Source organism: Amycolatopsis pittospori, assembly GCF_013870525.1.
GTDB classification, from domain to species: domain Bacteria; phylum Actinomycetota; class Actinomycetes; order Mycobacteriales; family Pseudonocardiaceae; genus Amycolatopsis; species Amycolatopsis pittospori.
On the sequence record NZ_JACBXD010000070.1, the window covers coordinates 26,070 to 41,505 of the forward strand.

The 15,436-nt window shown below is 67.9% G+C and carries 16 protein-coding genes; 12 read left to right on the top strand and 4 right to left on the bottom strand.

The features are described 5' to 3' along the window. Positions 1-4 precede the first annotated feature (4 nt). The 3 genes from H5J31_RS29985 to H5J31_RS29995 all read left to right on the top strand — a co-directional run bounded on the left by H5J31_RS29985 (position 5) and on the right by H5J31_RS29995 (position 2,118). Positions 5-337 carry a hypothetical protein gene (locus tag H5J31_RS29985; protein WP_181776017.1) on the top strand — a complete coding sequence of 111 codons (333 nt, stop codon included), beginning with the start codon at positions 5-7 and terminating at the stop codon, positions 335-337. A 506-nt stretch (positions 338-843) separates the two neighbouring features. Continuing rightward, the gene (locus tag H5J31_RS29990; RefSeq protein ID WP_181776018.1) at positions 844-1,512 is read left to right on the top strand and encodes a hypothetical protein; all 669 of its coding nucleotides are present in this window, start codon (positions 844-846) and stop codon (positions 1,510-1,512) included. A gap of 3 nt (positions 1,513-1,515) precedes the next feature. Then, positions 1,516-2,118, top strand: a complete 603-nt coding sequence (locus H5J31_RS29995; RefSeq protein ID WP_181776019.1) for a class F sortase — start codon at positions 1,516-1,518, stop codon at positions 2,116-2,118. Between the two features lie 78 nt (positions 2,119-2,196). Here H5J31_RS29995 and H5J31_RS30000 read toward each other — a convergent pair whose 3' ends face one another. Further along, positions 2,197-3,240, bottom strand: coding sequence for a patatin-like phospholipase family protein (locus tag H5J31_RS30000; RefSeq protein WP_181776035.1), 1,044 nt, complete (start codon positions 3,238-3,240; stop codon positions 2,197-2,199). A gap of 31 nt (positions 3,241-3,271) precedes the next feature. Next, positions 3,272-4,015: a FadR/GntR family transcriptional regulator gene (locus tag H5J31_RS30005; protein WP_181776020.1), complete on the bottom strand. Its 744-nt coding sequence runs from the start codon at positions 4,013-4,015 to the stop codon at positions 3,272-3,274. A 60-nt stretch (positions 4,016-4,075) separates the two neighbouring features. Between H5J31_RS30005 and H5J31_RS30010 the strand changes: the two genes are divergently transcribed. The 8 genes from H5J31_RS30010 to H5J31_RS30045 are packed head-to-tail and all read left to right on the top strand — an operon-like array spanning position 4,076 to position 12,467. Continuing rightward, on the top strand, positions 4,076-5,566 hold the full coding sequence (locus tag H5J31_RS30010; RefSeq protein ID WP_181776021.1) for an ABC transporter substrate-binding protein: 1,491 nt from the start codon (positions 4,076-4,078) through the stop codon (positions 5,564-5,566). Further along, positions 5,563-6,507: an ABC transporter permease gene (locus H5J31_RS30015; RefSeq protein ID WP_181776022.1), complete on the top strand. Its 945-nt coding sequence runs from the start codon at positions 5,563-5,565 to the stop codon at positions 6,505-6,507. Before H5J31_RS30010 ends, H5J31_RS30015 begins: the two co-directional genes overlap by 4 nt. Next, positions 6,507-7,319 (top strand): ABC transporter permease, encoded by an 813-nt coding sequence (locus tag H5J31_RS30020; protein ID WP_181776023.1) that lies wholly within the window; start codon positions 6,507-6,509, stop codon positions 7,317-7,319. The genes H5J31_RS30015 and H5J31_RS30020 overlap by 1 nt, the downstream gene beginning before the upstream one ends. Then, positions 7,316-8,062 carry an ATP-binding cassette domain-containing protein gene (locus H5J31_RS30025; protein WP_181776024.1) on the top strand — a complete coding sequence of 249 codons (747 nt, stop codon included), beginning with the start codon at positions 7,316-7,318 and terminating at the stop codon, positions 8,060-8,062. Before H5J31_RS30020 ends, H5J31_RS30025 begins: the two co-directional genes overlap by 4 nt. Then, complete coding sequence (locus H5J31_RS30030; RefSeq protein ID WP_181776025.1) at positions 8,059-8,868, top strand: ABC transporter ATP-binding protein; 810 nt, start codon at positions 8,059-8,061, stop codon at positions 8,866-8,868. Before H5J31_RS30025 ends, H5J31_RS30030 begins: the two co-directional genes overlap by 4 nt. Next, the gene (locus tag H5J31_RS30035) at positions 8,861-10,321 is read left to right on the top strand and encodes an aldehyde dehydrogenase family protein (RefSeq protein ID WP_181776026.1); all 1,461 of its coding nucleotides are present in this window, start codon (positions 8,861-8,863) and stop codon (positions 10,319-10,321) included. Before H5J31_RS30030 ends, H5J31_RS30035 begins: the two co-directional genes overlap by 8 nt. Then, the gene (locus tag H5J31_RS30040; protein ID WP_181776027.1) at positions 10,318-11,076 is read left to right on the top strand and encodes an SDR family NAD(P)-dependent oxidoreductase; all 759 of its coding nucleotides are present in this window, start codon (positions 10,318-10,320) and stop codon (positions 11,074-11,076) included. Before H5J31_RS30035 ends, H5J31_RS30040 begins: the two co-directional genes overlap by 4 nt. An 11-nt stretch (positions 11,077-11,087) precedes the next feature. Beyond that, the gene (locus H5J31_RS30045) at positions 11,088-12,467 is read left to right on the top strand and encodes an amidase (RefSeq protein WP_181776028.1); all 1,380 of its coding nucleotides are present in this window, start codon (positions 11,088-11,090) and stop codon (positions 12,465-12,467) included. 74 nt (positions 12,468-12,541) lie between these two features. Here H5J31_RS30045 and H5J31_RS30050 read toward each other — a convergent pair whose 3' ends face one another. Further along, a complete protein-coding gene (locus H5J31_RS30050; protein WP_181776029.1) occupies positions 12,542-13,396 on the bottom strand; it encodes an HpcH/HpaI aldolase/citrate lyase family protein in 855 nt (284 codons plus the stop codon). Continuing rightward, positions 13,393-14,463, bottom strand: coding sequence for an HpcH/HpaI aldolase/citrate lyase family protein (locus tag H5J31_RS30055; RefSeq protein ID WP_181776030.1), 1,071 nt, complete (start codon positions 14,461-14,463; stop codon positions 13,393-13,395). Before H5J31_RS30055 ends, H5J31_RS30050 begins: the two co-directional genes overlap by 4 nt. 118 nt (positions 14,464-14,581) lie before the next feature. Between H5J31_RS30055 and H5J31_RS30060 the strand changes: the two genes are divergently transcribed. Further along, a partial coding sequence (locus H5J31_RS30060; protein WP_181776031.1) for a serine/threonine-protein kinase occupies positions 14,582-15,436 on the top strand: 855 nt, incomplete at its 3' end.

Consider the following 15,436-nt stretch of genomic DNA (forward strand, 5'->3'; position numbering starts at 1 on the left):
GCGCGTGGAGGAAGCGAAATCGCCCCGGATGCTCGGCCGGTTGCTGTGGGGCCTGTTCTGGCTTCTGGTGATCGGCTTCGTCGCGATGGTCGCCGTCGGCCTGCTGGCCGAGTTCGTGGCGACCGGTTGCCCGGCCGATCAGGTCTGGGTCTGTGCCGCCGAGAACCGGACCTTCGCCACTTTCATCCCGGCGATCGGATTCGGTCTGGGGCTCCTGGTCGCGGCCGTGGGCGGCGGCCGGGCGGTGCGACGGCGGACGTCTCCGAAGCCTTGGCTGGCCATCTCGGGACTTCTCGGCGCGGCTTCCGTCGGGGTGGCCTTGTACCTGGTGTTCTAATCGTGATCTTCGGGTTGCCGACCGCCGAACTGCGGGCCGAAATGGTCACCACTTCACCGTCGAGTACTCCGAAAGTGTGAACCGAGCGGTAACAACGGACGCAAGGTGACGCACCGCAAGCGGCTAGCTGCGGAAATGTACTGGGATTGAATGGGGATCCGCAGGAAGACGTCGATTCGGCCGCGGAAACCGGTGGTTTCGCGACCTCCGGCCGAAGAGGAAAAAATGCTTCCGCATGGCGGCCGTTCCGGCCGTATGGGTGTTAACATTCCTTCGTCGCCGCGAGGATTTCCCTTCTGTTGAGCGACTTCCGGGCCCTTGTATCGGCCAACTCCCACTCCTCGTTACCGGTTTTCCCAGTGGTTTTTGTCACTGGCAATCCACTACAGCCGACCTGCGATTTTCCGGCAGTATCGCGCTGTCACCCGAACGTGGGATTTTCCCCTGGGTGGTCGCATGGTGGGGGTCACCGTGCGTTGCGATGCTTTTCTCACTGGGAGATCACTTTGAAGAAGACGTTGGGCCGCCTCGCGGGTGCGGTGCTGGCCGGCGCCGTCATCTCGCTGGCCGTCTCGCCTGCCGCCATGGCGCAGACCGAGACGACGACCACGCCCCCCTCGACTCCGACCGAAACCTCGACCGAGGTTCCGGGGCCGACCTACACCGGTGGTCCGGTGACCACCGCTCCGCCCGAGTCGAGCACTCCGGAATCGTCGTCGCAGCAGCCGACGCCGACCAGCGGCAAGCCGTCGGAGACCTCCGGCAAGCCGACTCCGACCAGCTCGGCGTCGCACACGCCGACTCCCTCGCCGGAAGACCCCTACGTCGACAACGTCGGCGCGGGCTACATCGGTGAGAACGGTGTCGGCGCGCTCGTCATCGCCTGCCAGTCGGGCGAGCCGGCGAACGTCTCGGCTCCGGACTTCGACACGCAGTACGGCAACCAGGCCGAGGACGACGGCCGCTACTGGATCTACATCGTGAAGGTGAAGAAGTCCTTCAAGGGCAACTCCAGCACCTTCTCCTGGACCTGCGACGGCAAGGCCGGCAAGGGTGACATCGAGTTCGAGTCGCCCATCGGCGGCGGTTCCGGCACCCCGGGCAAGCCCGAGAAGCAGGTCAAGTACGCCCCCAAGGGCGGCATCGAGACCGGTTTCGGCGCCACCGCGGCCTGATCGATGTCGACGAAGTTCCTGAAGCAGGGCGGCCGCGCGGTCGCGGCCGCCCTGATCCTTTCCCTCGCGCTGACCGGCTGCGGTTCCGACGAACCCGCGCCCGCCGCACAGCAGGCGCCGGCGGAATCGACCGTTCCGGTCACGAAGCCGTTCGCGGGTACCCGGCCGACGAACGTGAAGATCCCCAAGATCGGGGCCGAGTCGAACCTGATCGCGGTCGCGATCAACAAGGACGGCAAGATGGCCGTCCCTTCGGCGAAGAACCCGATGCAGGCCGCCTGGTACCAGCTTTCGCCGGTGCCCGGTGACGTCGGCCCGGCGATCGTGCTCGGGCACGTCGACGGCAACAAGCAGCCGGGCATCTTCTACAAGCTCAAGGACGTCAACCCGGGCGACGAGATCCTCATCGACCGCAACGACGGCAAGAGCCTGAAGTTCGTGGTCGAGAAGAAGGACCAGATCCCCAAGGACCAGTTCCCGCAGGACGCGGTCTACGGCAACACGGACAAGCCGCAGCTGCGGCTGATCACCTGTGGCGGTGCCTTCGACAAGGAAGAGCACAGCTACAAGGACAACATCATCGTCTACGCGAACCTGGTCGCCTGACGAACGAGAAGTGCCATGAACGGCCCGTTACTTGCGAAATTTGCAAGTAGCGGGCCGTTCATTGCGTCTCGGGACCGCTCAGCCGACACCGGCGGCAGGGAACGGGAATCCGGTCGGAGCGGCCGCGTCGGTGTCGACCCACCGTCGCATCCCCGCGTCACAGGCCGCGTAACCCCAGTTGATCAGCCGTTCCTGCAGCACTTCCGGCAGTTTCGTCAGCCGGGTCGGCGTCTCCGCCAGTGTGTGCGTGAGCTCGACGGGCGCGGGCAGCGCGTCCGGCAGCTCGAAGTTCTCGAGGTCCACGTAACTTCCCCAGTAGGTGCCCCTGAAATCCTTCTCCACATAGGACTTCAGCAGGGCGCCGCGCCGCAGTTCGCGGACCTGGTTGTCGATGACGTCGAGTACGCGCAGCAGCTGCCTTCCCCAGTCGCGTTTGACGTTCGGGGTGATCTTCATCCGCTTGCCCGCGTCGCTGACCAGCACCGTCGCGTGTCCTTCGACGGGGTCGAGACCGAGGTTGTCGTAGACGCCGGCGTCGCTCAGCACGATCTTCTTGCCCGCGGCCGAGGAAAGCGGGTCGTGGAGCACGACCGGCGAGAGCATCGGCGGGAACGCGGACGACGCCGCCACCGCGGTGGCGAGCGGGATGTTCCCGTGCGGTCCGTTCTGCCGGAAGAACCACCACAGCGCGCCGTCCTGGAGGTTGGTCGCGGTGAACACGAACTGCGGGCCACCGGGATCCAGATCCTTGAGGCAGCAGTCGCCGAACAGGTGTTTCGCGTACACCCGCGCGAGTTCCTCACCGGCGCTGCGCCACGGCATGGCCATGGCGCGCAAGGTGACCGGGATGTCCAGTCGCGTCCGCGCAAGGTTCCGGACCGGTGCGACGACCTCGTCGTAGAAGTTGTTCGCGGCCCCGTTTTCGAACTTCAGATCCGACCACGCGTGCGCGAGCACACCGGCCGCGATCGAGCCGCCGGAGACGCTGGAGAACGTCGAGATCTTCGACAGCCAGCCGAGTTCGTTGAGTCGCCACAGGGCTCCGGTGTGGAACAACATCGCGCGATAGCCGCCACCGGACAGCGCGAGACCGACACCCTGACGTGCGCCTGAAGGCTCAATGGCATCCCCCACCCGAGTGAGTGTAGGGGGATCACGCAAGGAGCGGCCGCAAGAGACGCCGTTGCTCCTCTGGGATGTACTCGGCGTAGTTGTCATACAGAGCTTGCTTCGCGAGCCGTGACGCGAGTTCGCCGTCGGCGTCCCGGATCGCGCCCAGTACTTCCTCGTGGTGGGTCAACCAGTTGCGCATCAACGCCGTCCGGTCGTCGGCGTGTTCCAGTTTGTCCTCGATGAGTTCCAGCACGACCCCGCGGACGACCTCACCGCTGATCACCAGCAGCGGATTCCCGGTGGCGCGGGCGATGGCCTCGTGGAAGGCGACGTCCGCGTGGCTGAACTCGTCGAATCCCTGGGAAACCGCGGCCCGCATCGCTTCCAGCGCCGCGTCCAGTTCCGCGAGATGGTCTTCGGTCCTGAGCTGCGCGGCGAGCAGATGTGCGGAACCGTCGAGCACCATGCGGAACTGCAGCAGTTCGGAGAGGCCGATGTGGTCGGCGCGCGCCAGCCGGTGCATCGAGCGGTGCAACGCGGCGGGCGAGGCGGCCAGGACCTCGGGGCCACGCGGATCTCCGGGCCGCGAGCGGATCATTTCCGCCGCTTGGAGTACCCGCAGCGCTTCCCGCACGGTCGAGCGGCCGACGTCGAACTGCACCATCAGCTCGCGTTCGCTCGGCAGCCGGTCGCCGGGTTTGATCCGGCCGCTGAACACGGCTTCCTCGATCTGCTCGACGACCCGCTGGTACGCGCGGACAGGGGCGACCGGCTCGAATTCCATCTTGACCCTGCCGTCTCGTCTGGTTTACTGGTCAGACCAGTCTACCGGTCAGGGGGCAGGATGAAAGTCCGGATCCACGCGGCGGCACTCGTTCTGCTGCTGGTGACGTCCGGCTGCTCCGCCGGATCGAGCGCCACGGTGGCCAAGGATCCCGGCACACTCGCGGTCGGTTACACCGCCGAGCCGGCGAACTTCGACTTCACCCGCACCGACGGAGCGGCCATTCCGCAGGCCTTGCTCTACAACGTGTACGAGGGTTTGGTGAAGCTCGACGCGGACGCCAAGATCGTGCCGCTGCTGGCCGAATCGTGGACGGTCTCCCCGGACGGCAGGACCTACGACTTCAAGCTCCGCAAGAACGCGAAGTTCAGCAACGGTGCGCCGTTCACCGCCGAGGACGTCAAGTTCTCGCTGCTGCGCGTGAAAACCGACTGGACGGTGTCGATCAAGTCCACAATGGACGTCGTCGACCGGGTCGACGTCGTCGCGCCGGACCACGCGCGTGTGGTGCTCGGTAAGCCCAGCAATGGCTGGCTGTTCAGCCTCACCAGCCGCCTCGGCGCGATGTTCAGCCCCACCGGCGTCGCGGATCTGGCGAACAAACCCGTCGGCACCGGGCCGTACACCGTGTCTTCGCGCCGGCGCGGGGATTCGATCGTGCTGAAGGAGAATCCCTCGTATTGGGGCCGGAAACCGGCGTACTCCACGGTGGTCCTCAAGTACATCAAGGATCCGACGGCGCTCAACAACGCCCTGCTCAGCAACGGGATCGACGTCATCTCCGCGATCACCGTGCCGGATTCGATCCCGCAGTTCCAGAGCGACGACCGGTTCACCGTCGTCGAGGGCACCACGAACAGCGAGGTCACACTCGCGTTCAACAACGCCCGTCCACCGCTGAACGACGTCCGCGTCCGGCGTGCGCTGTCTTACGCGATCGACCGGAGGGCGTTGCTGGACACCGCTTGGGCCGGTCGCGGAACGCTCATCGGCAGCATGGTCCCGCCGACGGACCCCTGGTACGAGGATCTGTCGAACGCGTATCCGTTCGACCCCGCGAAGGCGAAAGCGCTGCTCGCCGAAGCCGGACAGCCGAGTCCGTCCCTGCGGCTGAGGATTCCGAACCTGCCGTACGCCGTCTCGGCCGCGCAGGTGGTGGCGTCGCAGCTGGCGGACGTCGGGGTCACCGCGACGATCGAGCCGCTGGACTTCCCGGCGGTCTGGCTCAAGCAGGTCTTCACCGACCGCGATTACGACCTCTCGATCATCCAGCACGTCGAGGCGCGCGACATCGTGACCTTCGGGAAGCCCAAGTACTACTGGGGTTACGACAGCAAACCCGTGCAGCAGAACCTCGCGAAGGCCGACAGCGGGACGCCGCAGGACCAGGCCGACACGATGCGGCAGGTCGCGCGGCAGCTGTCCGAAGACGCCGCCGCGGACTGGCTCTTCCTGTTCCCCAACGTGATCGTGGCGAAGAACAAGGTGACCGGGTTCGTGCGCAACCAGGTCAGCGAGTCCTTCGACCTCACGGGATTGGCGCCGCGATGACGGTCAAGGTTCTTCGCCGCCTGGCGATCCTCGCGGCCAGTGTGCTGGTCGCGTCCATCGTGGTGTTCCTGTTCATGGCCGTCCTGCCCGGCGATCCCGCGCAGGTCGCGCTCGGCGTCAACGCGACACCGGACCTGGTCGCGAAGACCCGCGCCGAATTCGGCATCGACAGGCCGTTGGTGACGCAGTACTTCGACTGGATCGGCGGTGTCCTGCAAGGCGACTTCGGCCGTTCGTACGTCACGCGCGAGGCGATCGGCCCGGCGCTGGCCGACCGGCTCGGCGTCACGTTGTGGCTGGTCGGCGCCGGAATGCTGGTGGCGTTGCTGATCGCGGTCCCGGCCGGGACGTTCGCCGCGGTGCGGCATCGGAAGGCCGACGGCACCGCGGTTTCCGGGCTCTCGCAGATCGGCGTCGCGATCCCCGCTTTCCTCGCCGGCATCATCCTGGTGCAGATCTTCGCGGTGCAGTTGCGCTGGCTGCCCTCCGGTGGCTGGACGCCGCCGGTGCAGGATCCCGGCGAATTCCTCCGCGGTCTCGTCCTCCCGGCGTTGTCGCTCGGTCTGGTGCAGGGCGCCGTGCTCACCCGCTACGTGCGGTCCGCGGTGCTCGACACGCTCGGACAGGATTACCTGCGCACCGCGCGGTCCAAGGGACTTCAGCCGTTCCAAGCGCTGTTCCGGCACGGTCTGCGCAACGCCGCCGTCCCGGTGGTGACGGTGCTCGGCCTGCAACTCGCGACACTGCTGATCGGCGCTGTCGTCGTCGAGCGCGTGTTCGTGCTGCCGGGCCTGGGAAGCATGCTGCTGGATTCGGTGGCGTCGCGGGATCTGCTGTCCGTGCAGGGAATCGTGCTGGTCCTGGTGGTCGGCGTGCTGCTGGTGAACTTCGTGGTCGACGTCCTCTACACGGTGCTCGACCCGAGATTGCGGGGTTCCTGATGCGCGATCGCAGCCTCGTCATCGGCGGCGTCCTCGTCGCCCTGATCGTGCTCGCCGCACTGCTTTCGTTCGTCTGGACGCCATTCGATCCGGTGAAGATCGACTCGGCGCACCGGCTACACGACTTCAGCGGCTCGAATCTCCTGGGCACGGACAGTTTCGGCCGTGACGTGCTCAGCCAGATCATGGTCGGCGCGCGGACGACGTTGTACGTCGGCGTGGTCGCGGTCGGGATCGCCGCGCTGATCGGGACGCCGCTGGGCATCCTCGCCGGGATGTCGTCGAAATGGCTCGGCGAGTTCGTCATGCGCGTCAACGACCTCGTGCTCGCGTTCCCCGCACTGCTGCTGGCGATCATGTTCGGCGCGGTGTTCGGGGCGGACACGCTGACCGCGATGGTGGCCATCGGCATCGCGACCATCCCGTCGTTCGCGAGGATCGCGCGTTCGGGAACGCTGCAGGTGATGAGCAGCGAGTTCGTGCTGGCCGCGCGGTCGGCGGGCCGGTCGCGGCTGAACATCGCGGCCCGGCACGTGCTGCCGAACATCTCCGGACTGCTGATCGTGCAGGCGTCCGTCTCGTTCGCGATCGCCGTGCTCGCGGAGGCGGCGTTGTCGTTCCTCGGCTTCGGCACCCGGCCGCCGACGCCGTCGTGGGGCCGGATGCTGCAGGAATCCCAGGTGTTCCTGACCTCGCACCCGCGGCTCGCCCTCGTTCCCGGCGTCGCGATCGCCATCGCGGTCCTCGGCTTCAACCTGCTCGGGGACGGTCTGCGCGATCGTCTCGACCCCCGATTGGCGGCGCGGCTATGACCTTGGAAGTCCAGGGCCTCGGGATCGCCGGCCTGGTCCGCGACGTCTCGTTCGGCATCGCGCGTGGCGAGCGCGTCGGGCTGATCGGCGAGTCCGGCTCCGGGAAGTCGTTGACGGCGTTGTCGATCATGGGGCTGCTGCCCGAAGAACTCGCCGCCTCCGGCTCGGTGAAACTCGAAGGCCGCGAACTCCTCGGCGCGCCGGAGCGGGAACTGTCGCGGTTGCGCGGCAACGACCTGTCGATGGTGTTCCAGGAACCGATGACCGCGCTGAACCCGGCGATGCGGGTCGGCGCCCAGGTGGCCGAGCCCCTGCGGATCCATCGTGACGGCCGGAACCATCGCGCGGCGGCCGAGGAACTGCTGGACTCCGTCGGACTGCCGGGGACTTCCCGCGCGTACCCGCATCAGCTGTCCGGCGGGCAGCGGCAACGCGTCGTCCTCGCGATCGCCCTGGCCAACGACCCGAAGCTACTGATCTGCGACGAGCCGACGACCGCGTTGGACGTCACCGTGCAGGCGCAGATCCTGGAGCTGATCCTCGACGGCGTCCGCGAGCGGGAGAGCGCGCTGCTGTTCATCACGCACGACCTCGCTGTGGTGGCGTCCGTCTGCGAGCGGGTGCTGGTGATGCTGGACGGCGAGATCGTCGAGTCCGGCACTACGCGCGACGTCCTCACCGCGCCGAAGCACGACTACACGAAGAAGCTCTTGGCCGCTTCGGATCTGGAGGCGAGCCGATGATGATCGAAGTAAAGGATTTGGAACGCCGCTACGGTGCCCATGGCTTCTCGGCGGGAAAGAATGCCTCGAAGCGGCGCCGCGATGTGCACGCTCTACGAGGGGTTTCGTTCGACGTCGAGGCTGGTCAGCGCTTCGGCATCGTCGGAGAGTCGGGCTCGGGGAAGTCCACTTTGGTCAGATTGCTGGCCGCGCTGGACAAGCCGACGGCGGGCAGCGTCTCGTTCCAGGGCAAGCGCGTCGACACCTTGCCCGAACGCAAACTCGGCTTCCTGCGGTCGGAACTGCAGATCGTCTTCCAGGATCCGATGGGTTCGCTCGATCCGCGGATGCGGGTGCGCGACATCATCTCGGAGCCGTTGGGCCGACGGGATCCCGCGCGGGTTTCGGAGCTGCTGCAGGCGGTCGGCCTGCCCGAAGACGCCGCCGGTCGTTATCCGCACCAGTTCTCCGGTGGGCAGCGGCAACGGATTTCGATCGCCCGCGCGCTCGCGCCGAACCCGAGCGTCCTCATCGCGGACGAGCCCGTGAGCGCGCTCGACGTCTCGGTGCGCAAACAGATCCTCGATCTCTTGGCGTCGCTGGTCGAGCTGTATTCGCTGACCCTGATCTTCGTGTCGCACGACCTCGGCGTGGTGCGGCACGTCTGCGATCGGGTCGCGGTGATGCGACGCGGGGAGATCGTCGAGATGGGCGACGTCGACCAGGTCTACGACGCGCCGGAGCACGAGTACACCAGGGAGCTGCTGGCGGCCGCGCCGAATCTGCGGACCGAACTGGCGCGCTTGAGAGGGGGCGACGATGCTTAGACCCGAAGTACTTTCTCCCGCTGACGGTCCATGGGAGCAGTATCCGGAGGGACTGCCGATCGGCGACGGTTGGTTGTCCACTGTGGACGATATTCCGGTGATTTTTCCATACGATGGCAGCGAGATCGGTCGCGCGCCGGTCGGGACGCCGGAGCTGGCCACACGCGCGATCGACGAGGCCGTCGCGGTGTTCAAGCAGGTCGCGGCCCTGCCTTCGCGCACACGACGTTCACTGCTGAACGATGTCGCCGCCGCTTTGGAAGCGCGGCGCTCCGAGTTCGAGCGGCTTCTCGTCCTGGAAACCGGCAAACCGCTGGTCGATTGCCGTGTCGAGGTCGCCCGCACGATCGTCACCTGGCAGGCCGCCGCCGAAGAGGTCTCGCGGCTGCACGGCGAGACGGTGCCGCTCGACCTGCTGCCGTCGGGCGACGGGCTCGTCGGGTTCTGGAAACGTAAGCCGATCGGTGTCGTCGTCGGCATCGCGGGGTTCAACTATCCCTTGCTGCTGGCGTCGCACAAGATCGCGCCCGCCATCGCGGCCGGCTGCCCGGTGGTGGTGAAACCCGCGCCCCAGACGCCGCTCGCGACGTTGTGGCTCGTCCATCTGGTGCGGTCGCTGACCGACGTGCCGGCGATGGTCCAGCTGGTCACCGGCGACGCGGCCGTCGGCTCGGCGCTGGTCACGGACCGGCGCGTCGGCGCGGTGTCGTTCACCGGATCCGCGCTGGTCGGACACCGGATCGCGCGCGACGCCGCACCCACGAAGACGTTGCTGGAACTGGGTTCCAACGCCGCCCTGGTGGTCACCGGCGACGCGGATCTCGACGCGGCCGTGGACGCCGTGCTGCGCGGCGGGTTCTACGCGTCCGGGCAGGCGTGCATCTCGGTGCAGCGGGTGCTGGTCGTCGAAGCGGTCGCCCAGGAGTTCACCGAAAGGCTCCTGGCGCGGCTCGGCGAGGTCGTCAGCGGTGATCCTCGTGACGAGCAGACGCGCGTCTCCGCGCTGATCGACGCGGGGTCCACTCAGCGCGTCCAGGAATGGGTCGACAAGGCGACTTCTGCGGGTGCGCGGCTGGTCGGGGGCGGAGCGGACGGAACGGTGCTGCGTCCGGCGGTGCTGCTCGACGTGCCCGACGGCCTCGAATGCTGGGACGAGGAGATCTTCGGTCCCGTCGTCTGCATCCGAACCGTGGCAGGAGTGGACGAAGCGTTCGACGCTGTCAACGCGTCGCGCTACGGCCTGCACGCTTCCGTGTTCAGCACGTCCTTGAAGACGGCGTTCCGCGCGCTCGACGAGTTGGAGGTCGGTGGCGTCGTGGTCAACGAAGTACCCGGATTCCGGTCCGACACCATGCCGTATGGCGGCGTGAAGGATTCGGGGATCGGGCGGGAAGGGCCGCGGTTCGCGGTCGAAGAACTGACCGTGACGAGGATGGCGGTGCTGCGACCGTGAGCTATGAGAACCTGTTCCGCCTCGACGGACGGCGGGCCGTGGTGCTCGGCGGCGGCAGCGGCATCGGCCGCGAATCAGCCCGGGCGCTGGCCGCGCACGGCGCCGAAGTGATCGTCGCCGACCGCGATGTCGCCGCCGCCGAGGAAACCGGCGCGGGGGAGACCTACGAGATCGACCTGCTCGAAGACGGCGCCGCCGCACAGGCCGCCGCGGAACTCGGCGAGATCGACGTCGTCGTGCTGACGGCCGCGACCAACGTACGCAAACGGTTGCTGGAGTACTCGCGCGAGGAATTCGACCGGGTGATCGCGCTGAACCTCGGTGCGACCTTCGAGGTCGTCCGCGCGTTCGGCGCCGGGATGGTCGAGCGGGGACGCGGCAGCATCATCGGGTTCTCGTCGATCCGCGGCACCACCGTCGAGCCAGGTCAAGGCCCGTACGCGGCGACGAAAGCCGGTCTGGTGCAGCTGTTCCGCACGGCCGCGGCGGAGTTCGGTCCGGCCGGGGTGCGGGTCAACGCGATCGCGCCCGGCGTCGTCGAGACCCCGCTCACCGCGCAGATCAAAGCGAATCCCGCCTGGTACGACGCCTACGCGACCAAGGGCGCGCTCGGCCGCTGGGCGCGTCCGGACGAACTCGCCGGCGCCGTCGTGTACCTCGCCTCGGACGCGTCGTCGTTCGTGACCGGCTCCGTGATGGCGGTGGACGGCGGCTGGACCGCGGTCGACGGCCGCTTCGAACCGCCCGCGACGTAAGGAGCCTCGCTGTGCCGGAGTTGCCCGATCTGACCGCCGTCGAACTGGTCGCCCAGTATCGAGCCGGGACGCTTTCGCCGGTCGAGGTCACCGAAGCGGTCCTCGCGCGCATCGAGGCGCGAGAACCCGAACTACACGCGCTGTACGCGTACGACCCGACAGGCGCGCGCGAGGACGCGAAGGCATCCGAAAGCCGCTGGCACGCCGGTGAGCCGCTCGGCCCGATCGACGGCGTTCCCTTGACGCTCAAGGAGAACATCGCGACCCGCGGCACGCCGGTCCCGCTCGGCACGGCCGCGACGTCGCTGGCCGCCGCGTCCGAAGACGCCCCGGCGGGCGCTCGCGTGCGCGAATCCGGCGGCGTCCTGCTGGGCAAGACGACCATGCCGGACTACGGGATGCTGACTTCCGGGCTGTCGAGTTTCCACACCGCGTCGCGGAATCCTTGGGATACCGCGAGGACGCCCGGCGGTTCCAGCGCGGGTGCCGGTTCGGCGGCCGCCGCGGGTTATGGCCCGCTGCACGTCGGGACGGACATCGGCGGCTCGATCCGGCTCCCCGCCGGCTGGTGCGGACTGGTCGGGCTGAAGCCGAGTTTCGGCCGGGTGCCGGTCGATCCGCCGTTCCTCGGTCGCGTCGCCGGGCCGATGACGCGGACCGTCGCCGACACCGCGCTGCTGATGAGCGTTCTGTCCGGTGTGGACGGTCGCGATCACCTTTCGCTGCCGCCCGCCGAACTCGACTGGATGGCGCTCTCGTCCGAGGTCAAAGGCCTGCGAATCGGGCTGCACCTGGATCCGGGCGTCGGCCTGCCGGTGCTGCCGGAAACGATCGCCGCGGTCACCGAAGCCGCGCGCGTGTTCGAGGCCGCCGGAGCCGTCGTCGAGTCGGTTTCGCCGTTCCTGCGCCGCGAAATGCTCGACGGCCTCGACACCTTCTGGCGCGTCCGCGCCTGGTCGGACATGTCCGCGCTGCCCGAAGACCGCCGCGCGAAGGTCCTGCCGTACATCGCGGACTGGGCCGCCGGCGGCGCCGACGTCAGCGGCGTCGACGCCTATCGCGGCTTCGCGCAGATCGACGCCATCGCCGTCGCGACCCTGCGGGAAACCGAACGTTTCGACGTCGTCCTGTCGCCGACCTGCCCTGTCACGGCCCCGCCCGCCGACTGGCCGTCGCCGACCAACGACCCGCGCCGCCCGTTCGAGCACATCGCGTTCACCGTGCCGTACAACATGTCCGGCCAGCCCGCGGTCTCGATCAACTGCGGCTACACGAGCGACGACCAGCCCATCGGCCTCCAAATCAGCGGCCGCCGCTTCGCCGACCTCGACGTCCTTCGCACCGCTGCCGCCTACGAAACCCTTCGCCCCACGCCGCGCCCCTGGCCCTGACCACCCCCCCCGCATTTAGTCCTCTGAATGCGGTACATGCACACGCAACCACCGCATTCAGAGGACTAAACGCGTTACTTGCCGATCGTCTCGGCGAGCGCCAGGATCCGCCGTGCGTTGTCGACGTGCAGGTTCTCGATCATCCGCCCGTCCACGGTGACGACGCCCTGTCCGGCCGCCTGCGCCTCTTCGAACGCCGAGATGATCTTCCGTGACCGCGCGATCTCTTCCTCGGACGGCGCGAAGACGCGGTTGCACGGCTCCAGCTGCGAGGGGTGGATCAGCGTCTTGCCGTCGAAGCCGAACTGGCGTCCCTGCAGGCATTCCGCCTCGAAGCCTTCGAGGTCCTTCACGTCGTTGTAGACGCCGTCGAGGATCGCCTTGCCGGTCGCGCGTGCGGCCAGGAGTGCCAGCGAAAGCCCGCCGAGCAGGGGCGCGCGGCCGGGGACGAACTCGGCGTGCAGTTCCTTCGCCAGGTCGTTCGTGCCCATGACCAGCACGGTCAGTCGCTCGGAAGCCGCCGCGATCTCCTCGGCGTGCAGCATCGCGACCGGGGTTTCGACCATCGCCCAGATCTTCGTGTGGTCCGGCGCGCCGCCGAGTTCCAGCGCGCGCTCGATGTTGTGGACCTCGGCGGCGGAGTTCACCTTCGGCACGACGACCGCGGCGGGGCCGGCCTGTGCGGCGGCCCGGAGGTCGGCGTCGTGCCATTCGGTGTCGAGGCCGTTGACGCGGATGGTCACCTCGCGCTTGCCGTACTCCTTCGACGACGCGGCAGCGCAAACCCGCTCACGAGCCGCTTCCTTCGCGTCGGGTGCGACGGCGTCTTCGAGGTCGAGGATGAGCCCGTCCGCGTCCAGCGTCTTGGCCTTCTCCAAGGCTCTTTCGTTGGCGCCGGGCATGTAGAGGACGGAACGTCGGGGGTTCATGCGGAAGCCTCCTTGGTGGCGGCGTCGTACGCCGCGGCGAGTTCGGGGTCGTCGGCGGCCAGGGCGTCGGCGAGTTCGGCGACCACCCGGCACTGCTTCACCGAGGCGTCGTCCTGCATCTTCCCGTCGATCATCACGGCACCGGTGCCGTCACCCATCGCGGCGATCACGCGCCGCGCCCAAGCCACGTCCTCGGGAGAAGGCGAGAACACCTTCTTCGCGATGTCGATCTGCACCGGGTGCAGGCTCCAGGCACCCACGCAGCCGAGCAGGAACGCGTTGCGGAACTGGTCTTCGCAGGCCACGACGTCGCGGATGTCGCCGAAGGGCCCGTAGTACGGCAGGATCCCGTTCGCCGCGCAAGCGTCGACCATTCGCGCGACGGTGTAATGCCACAGGTCCTGCTGGTAGGTCGTGCGTCCCTGGTTCAGGTCTTCCCCGGTCGGGTCCGTGCGCACCAGGTAACCGGGGTGCCCACCACCCACCCGGGTGGTCTTCATCCGCCGGCTGGCGGCGAGGTCGGCCGGGCCGAGCGAGATGCCCTGCATCCGGGGGCTGGCCCCGGCGATCTCCTCGACGCATCCGACACCGCTGGCGGTCTCCAGGATCGCGTGCACCAGCAGCGGTTTCGTCAGCCCTGCTCGCGCTTCGAGCTGCGCGAGCAACCGGTCGACGTAATGGATGTCATGCGCGCCTTCGACCTTCGGCACCATGATCACGTCGAGTTTGTCGCCGATCTCGGTGACCAGCGTGATCAGGTCGTCGAGTACCCACGGCGAGTCGAGGCTGTTGACACGGGTCCACAGCTGCGTCTTGCCGAAGTCGTTCGCCTTCGCGATGGAGACGAGCCCGTTCCGAGCGGCCTCCTTGCGGTCGGCGCGCACGGCGTCCTCGAGATTCCCGAGCAGGACGTCGACCTTCTTGGCAAGATCCGGGACCTTGGCGGCCATCTTCTCGTTGCCGGGGTCGAAGAAGTGGATCATCCGCGAAGGAGGCACGGGGATCTGGCGGAGCGGTTCCGGCGCCCCCACCGCGAGCGGGGCGAAGAAATCCTTCGGCGAACGCATCGTTCCTCCATCGCAACGGGCTATGTGACCGACGAGTAACCCTAAACCCGGAAGGTGGGGAACCGCTGCGGCGCAGCTCACCTCCAAGCAGACACGATCGGGAATCGCGGAGGAATCTGTGGACGACTGGGCCTTGCCGGGTTTCACCGAGCTGGGGTCGCTGGGCGAGGGCGGTTTCGGCCGCGTCGTACTGGCGCGTCACGACGAATCCTCGCAGGTCGTGGCCGTCAAATACCTCTACGCGCGGTTCGCGGCCGACCCACAACGGCTGGCGGAATTCCGCCATGAGGCGCAGATCCTCAGCCGCGTTTCGGGGCCGCATATCGCCCGTCTGCACCAGTTCGTGGAGACCCCACAGGGGGCCGCCATCATCATGGAAGCGGTTCACGGGATTTCCCTGAAAGAGGTCCTGAGCCGCCAGGAGAAGCTCGAACCCGAGGCCGCGCTGGCCATCCTGAAGGGTTCGCTGCTCGGACTGGCAGGCGCGCACGCCGCGGGCACCGTCCACCGCGACTACAAACCGGCGAACGTCCTGGTCACCCGTGAGGGGCAGAGCAAACTCGTCGACTTCGGCATCGCCGTCCTGTCCGGGCAGGCCGGGGTCGCCGCGGGCACGCCCGCGTACATGGCACCCGAACAGTGGGCGGGCGCCGTCGCCACCCCCGCCACCGACGTCTACGCCGCCACCTGCGTGTTCTTCCAGTGCGTCGCCGGGCACCGGCCGTACGAGGCCGAGCAGACCGAAGTGCTGCGCACGCTGCACGAATACGCGCCGATCCCGTTCGGCGAGGTACCCGAGCCGGTACGCGACCTCATCGCGCGCGGCATGGCGAAGGACGTCCAGCAGCGTCCGGCGGGCGCTGCCGAGTTCGTCGTCGAACTGGAGACGTCGGCGCGGAAGGCGTACGGCGAAGACTGGGAGCGCAACGGCTGGCACTGGCTCGCCAAGGGCGCCGGTGTCCTGGTCGCCCTG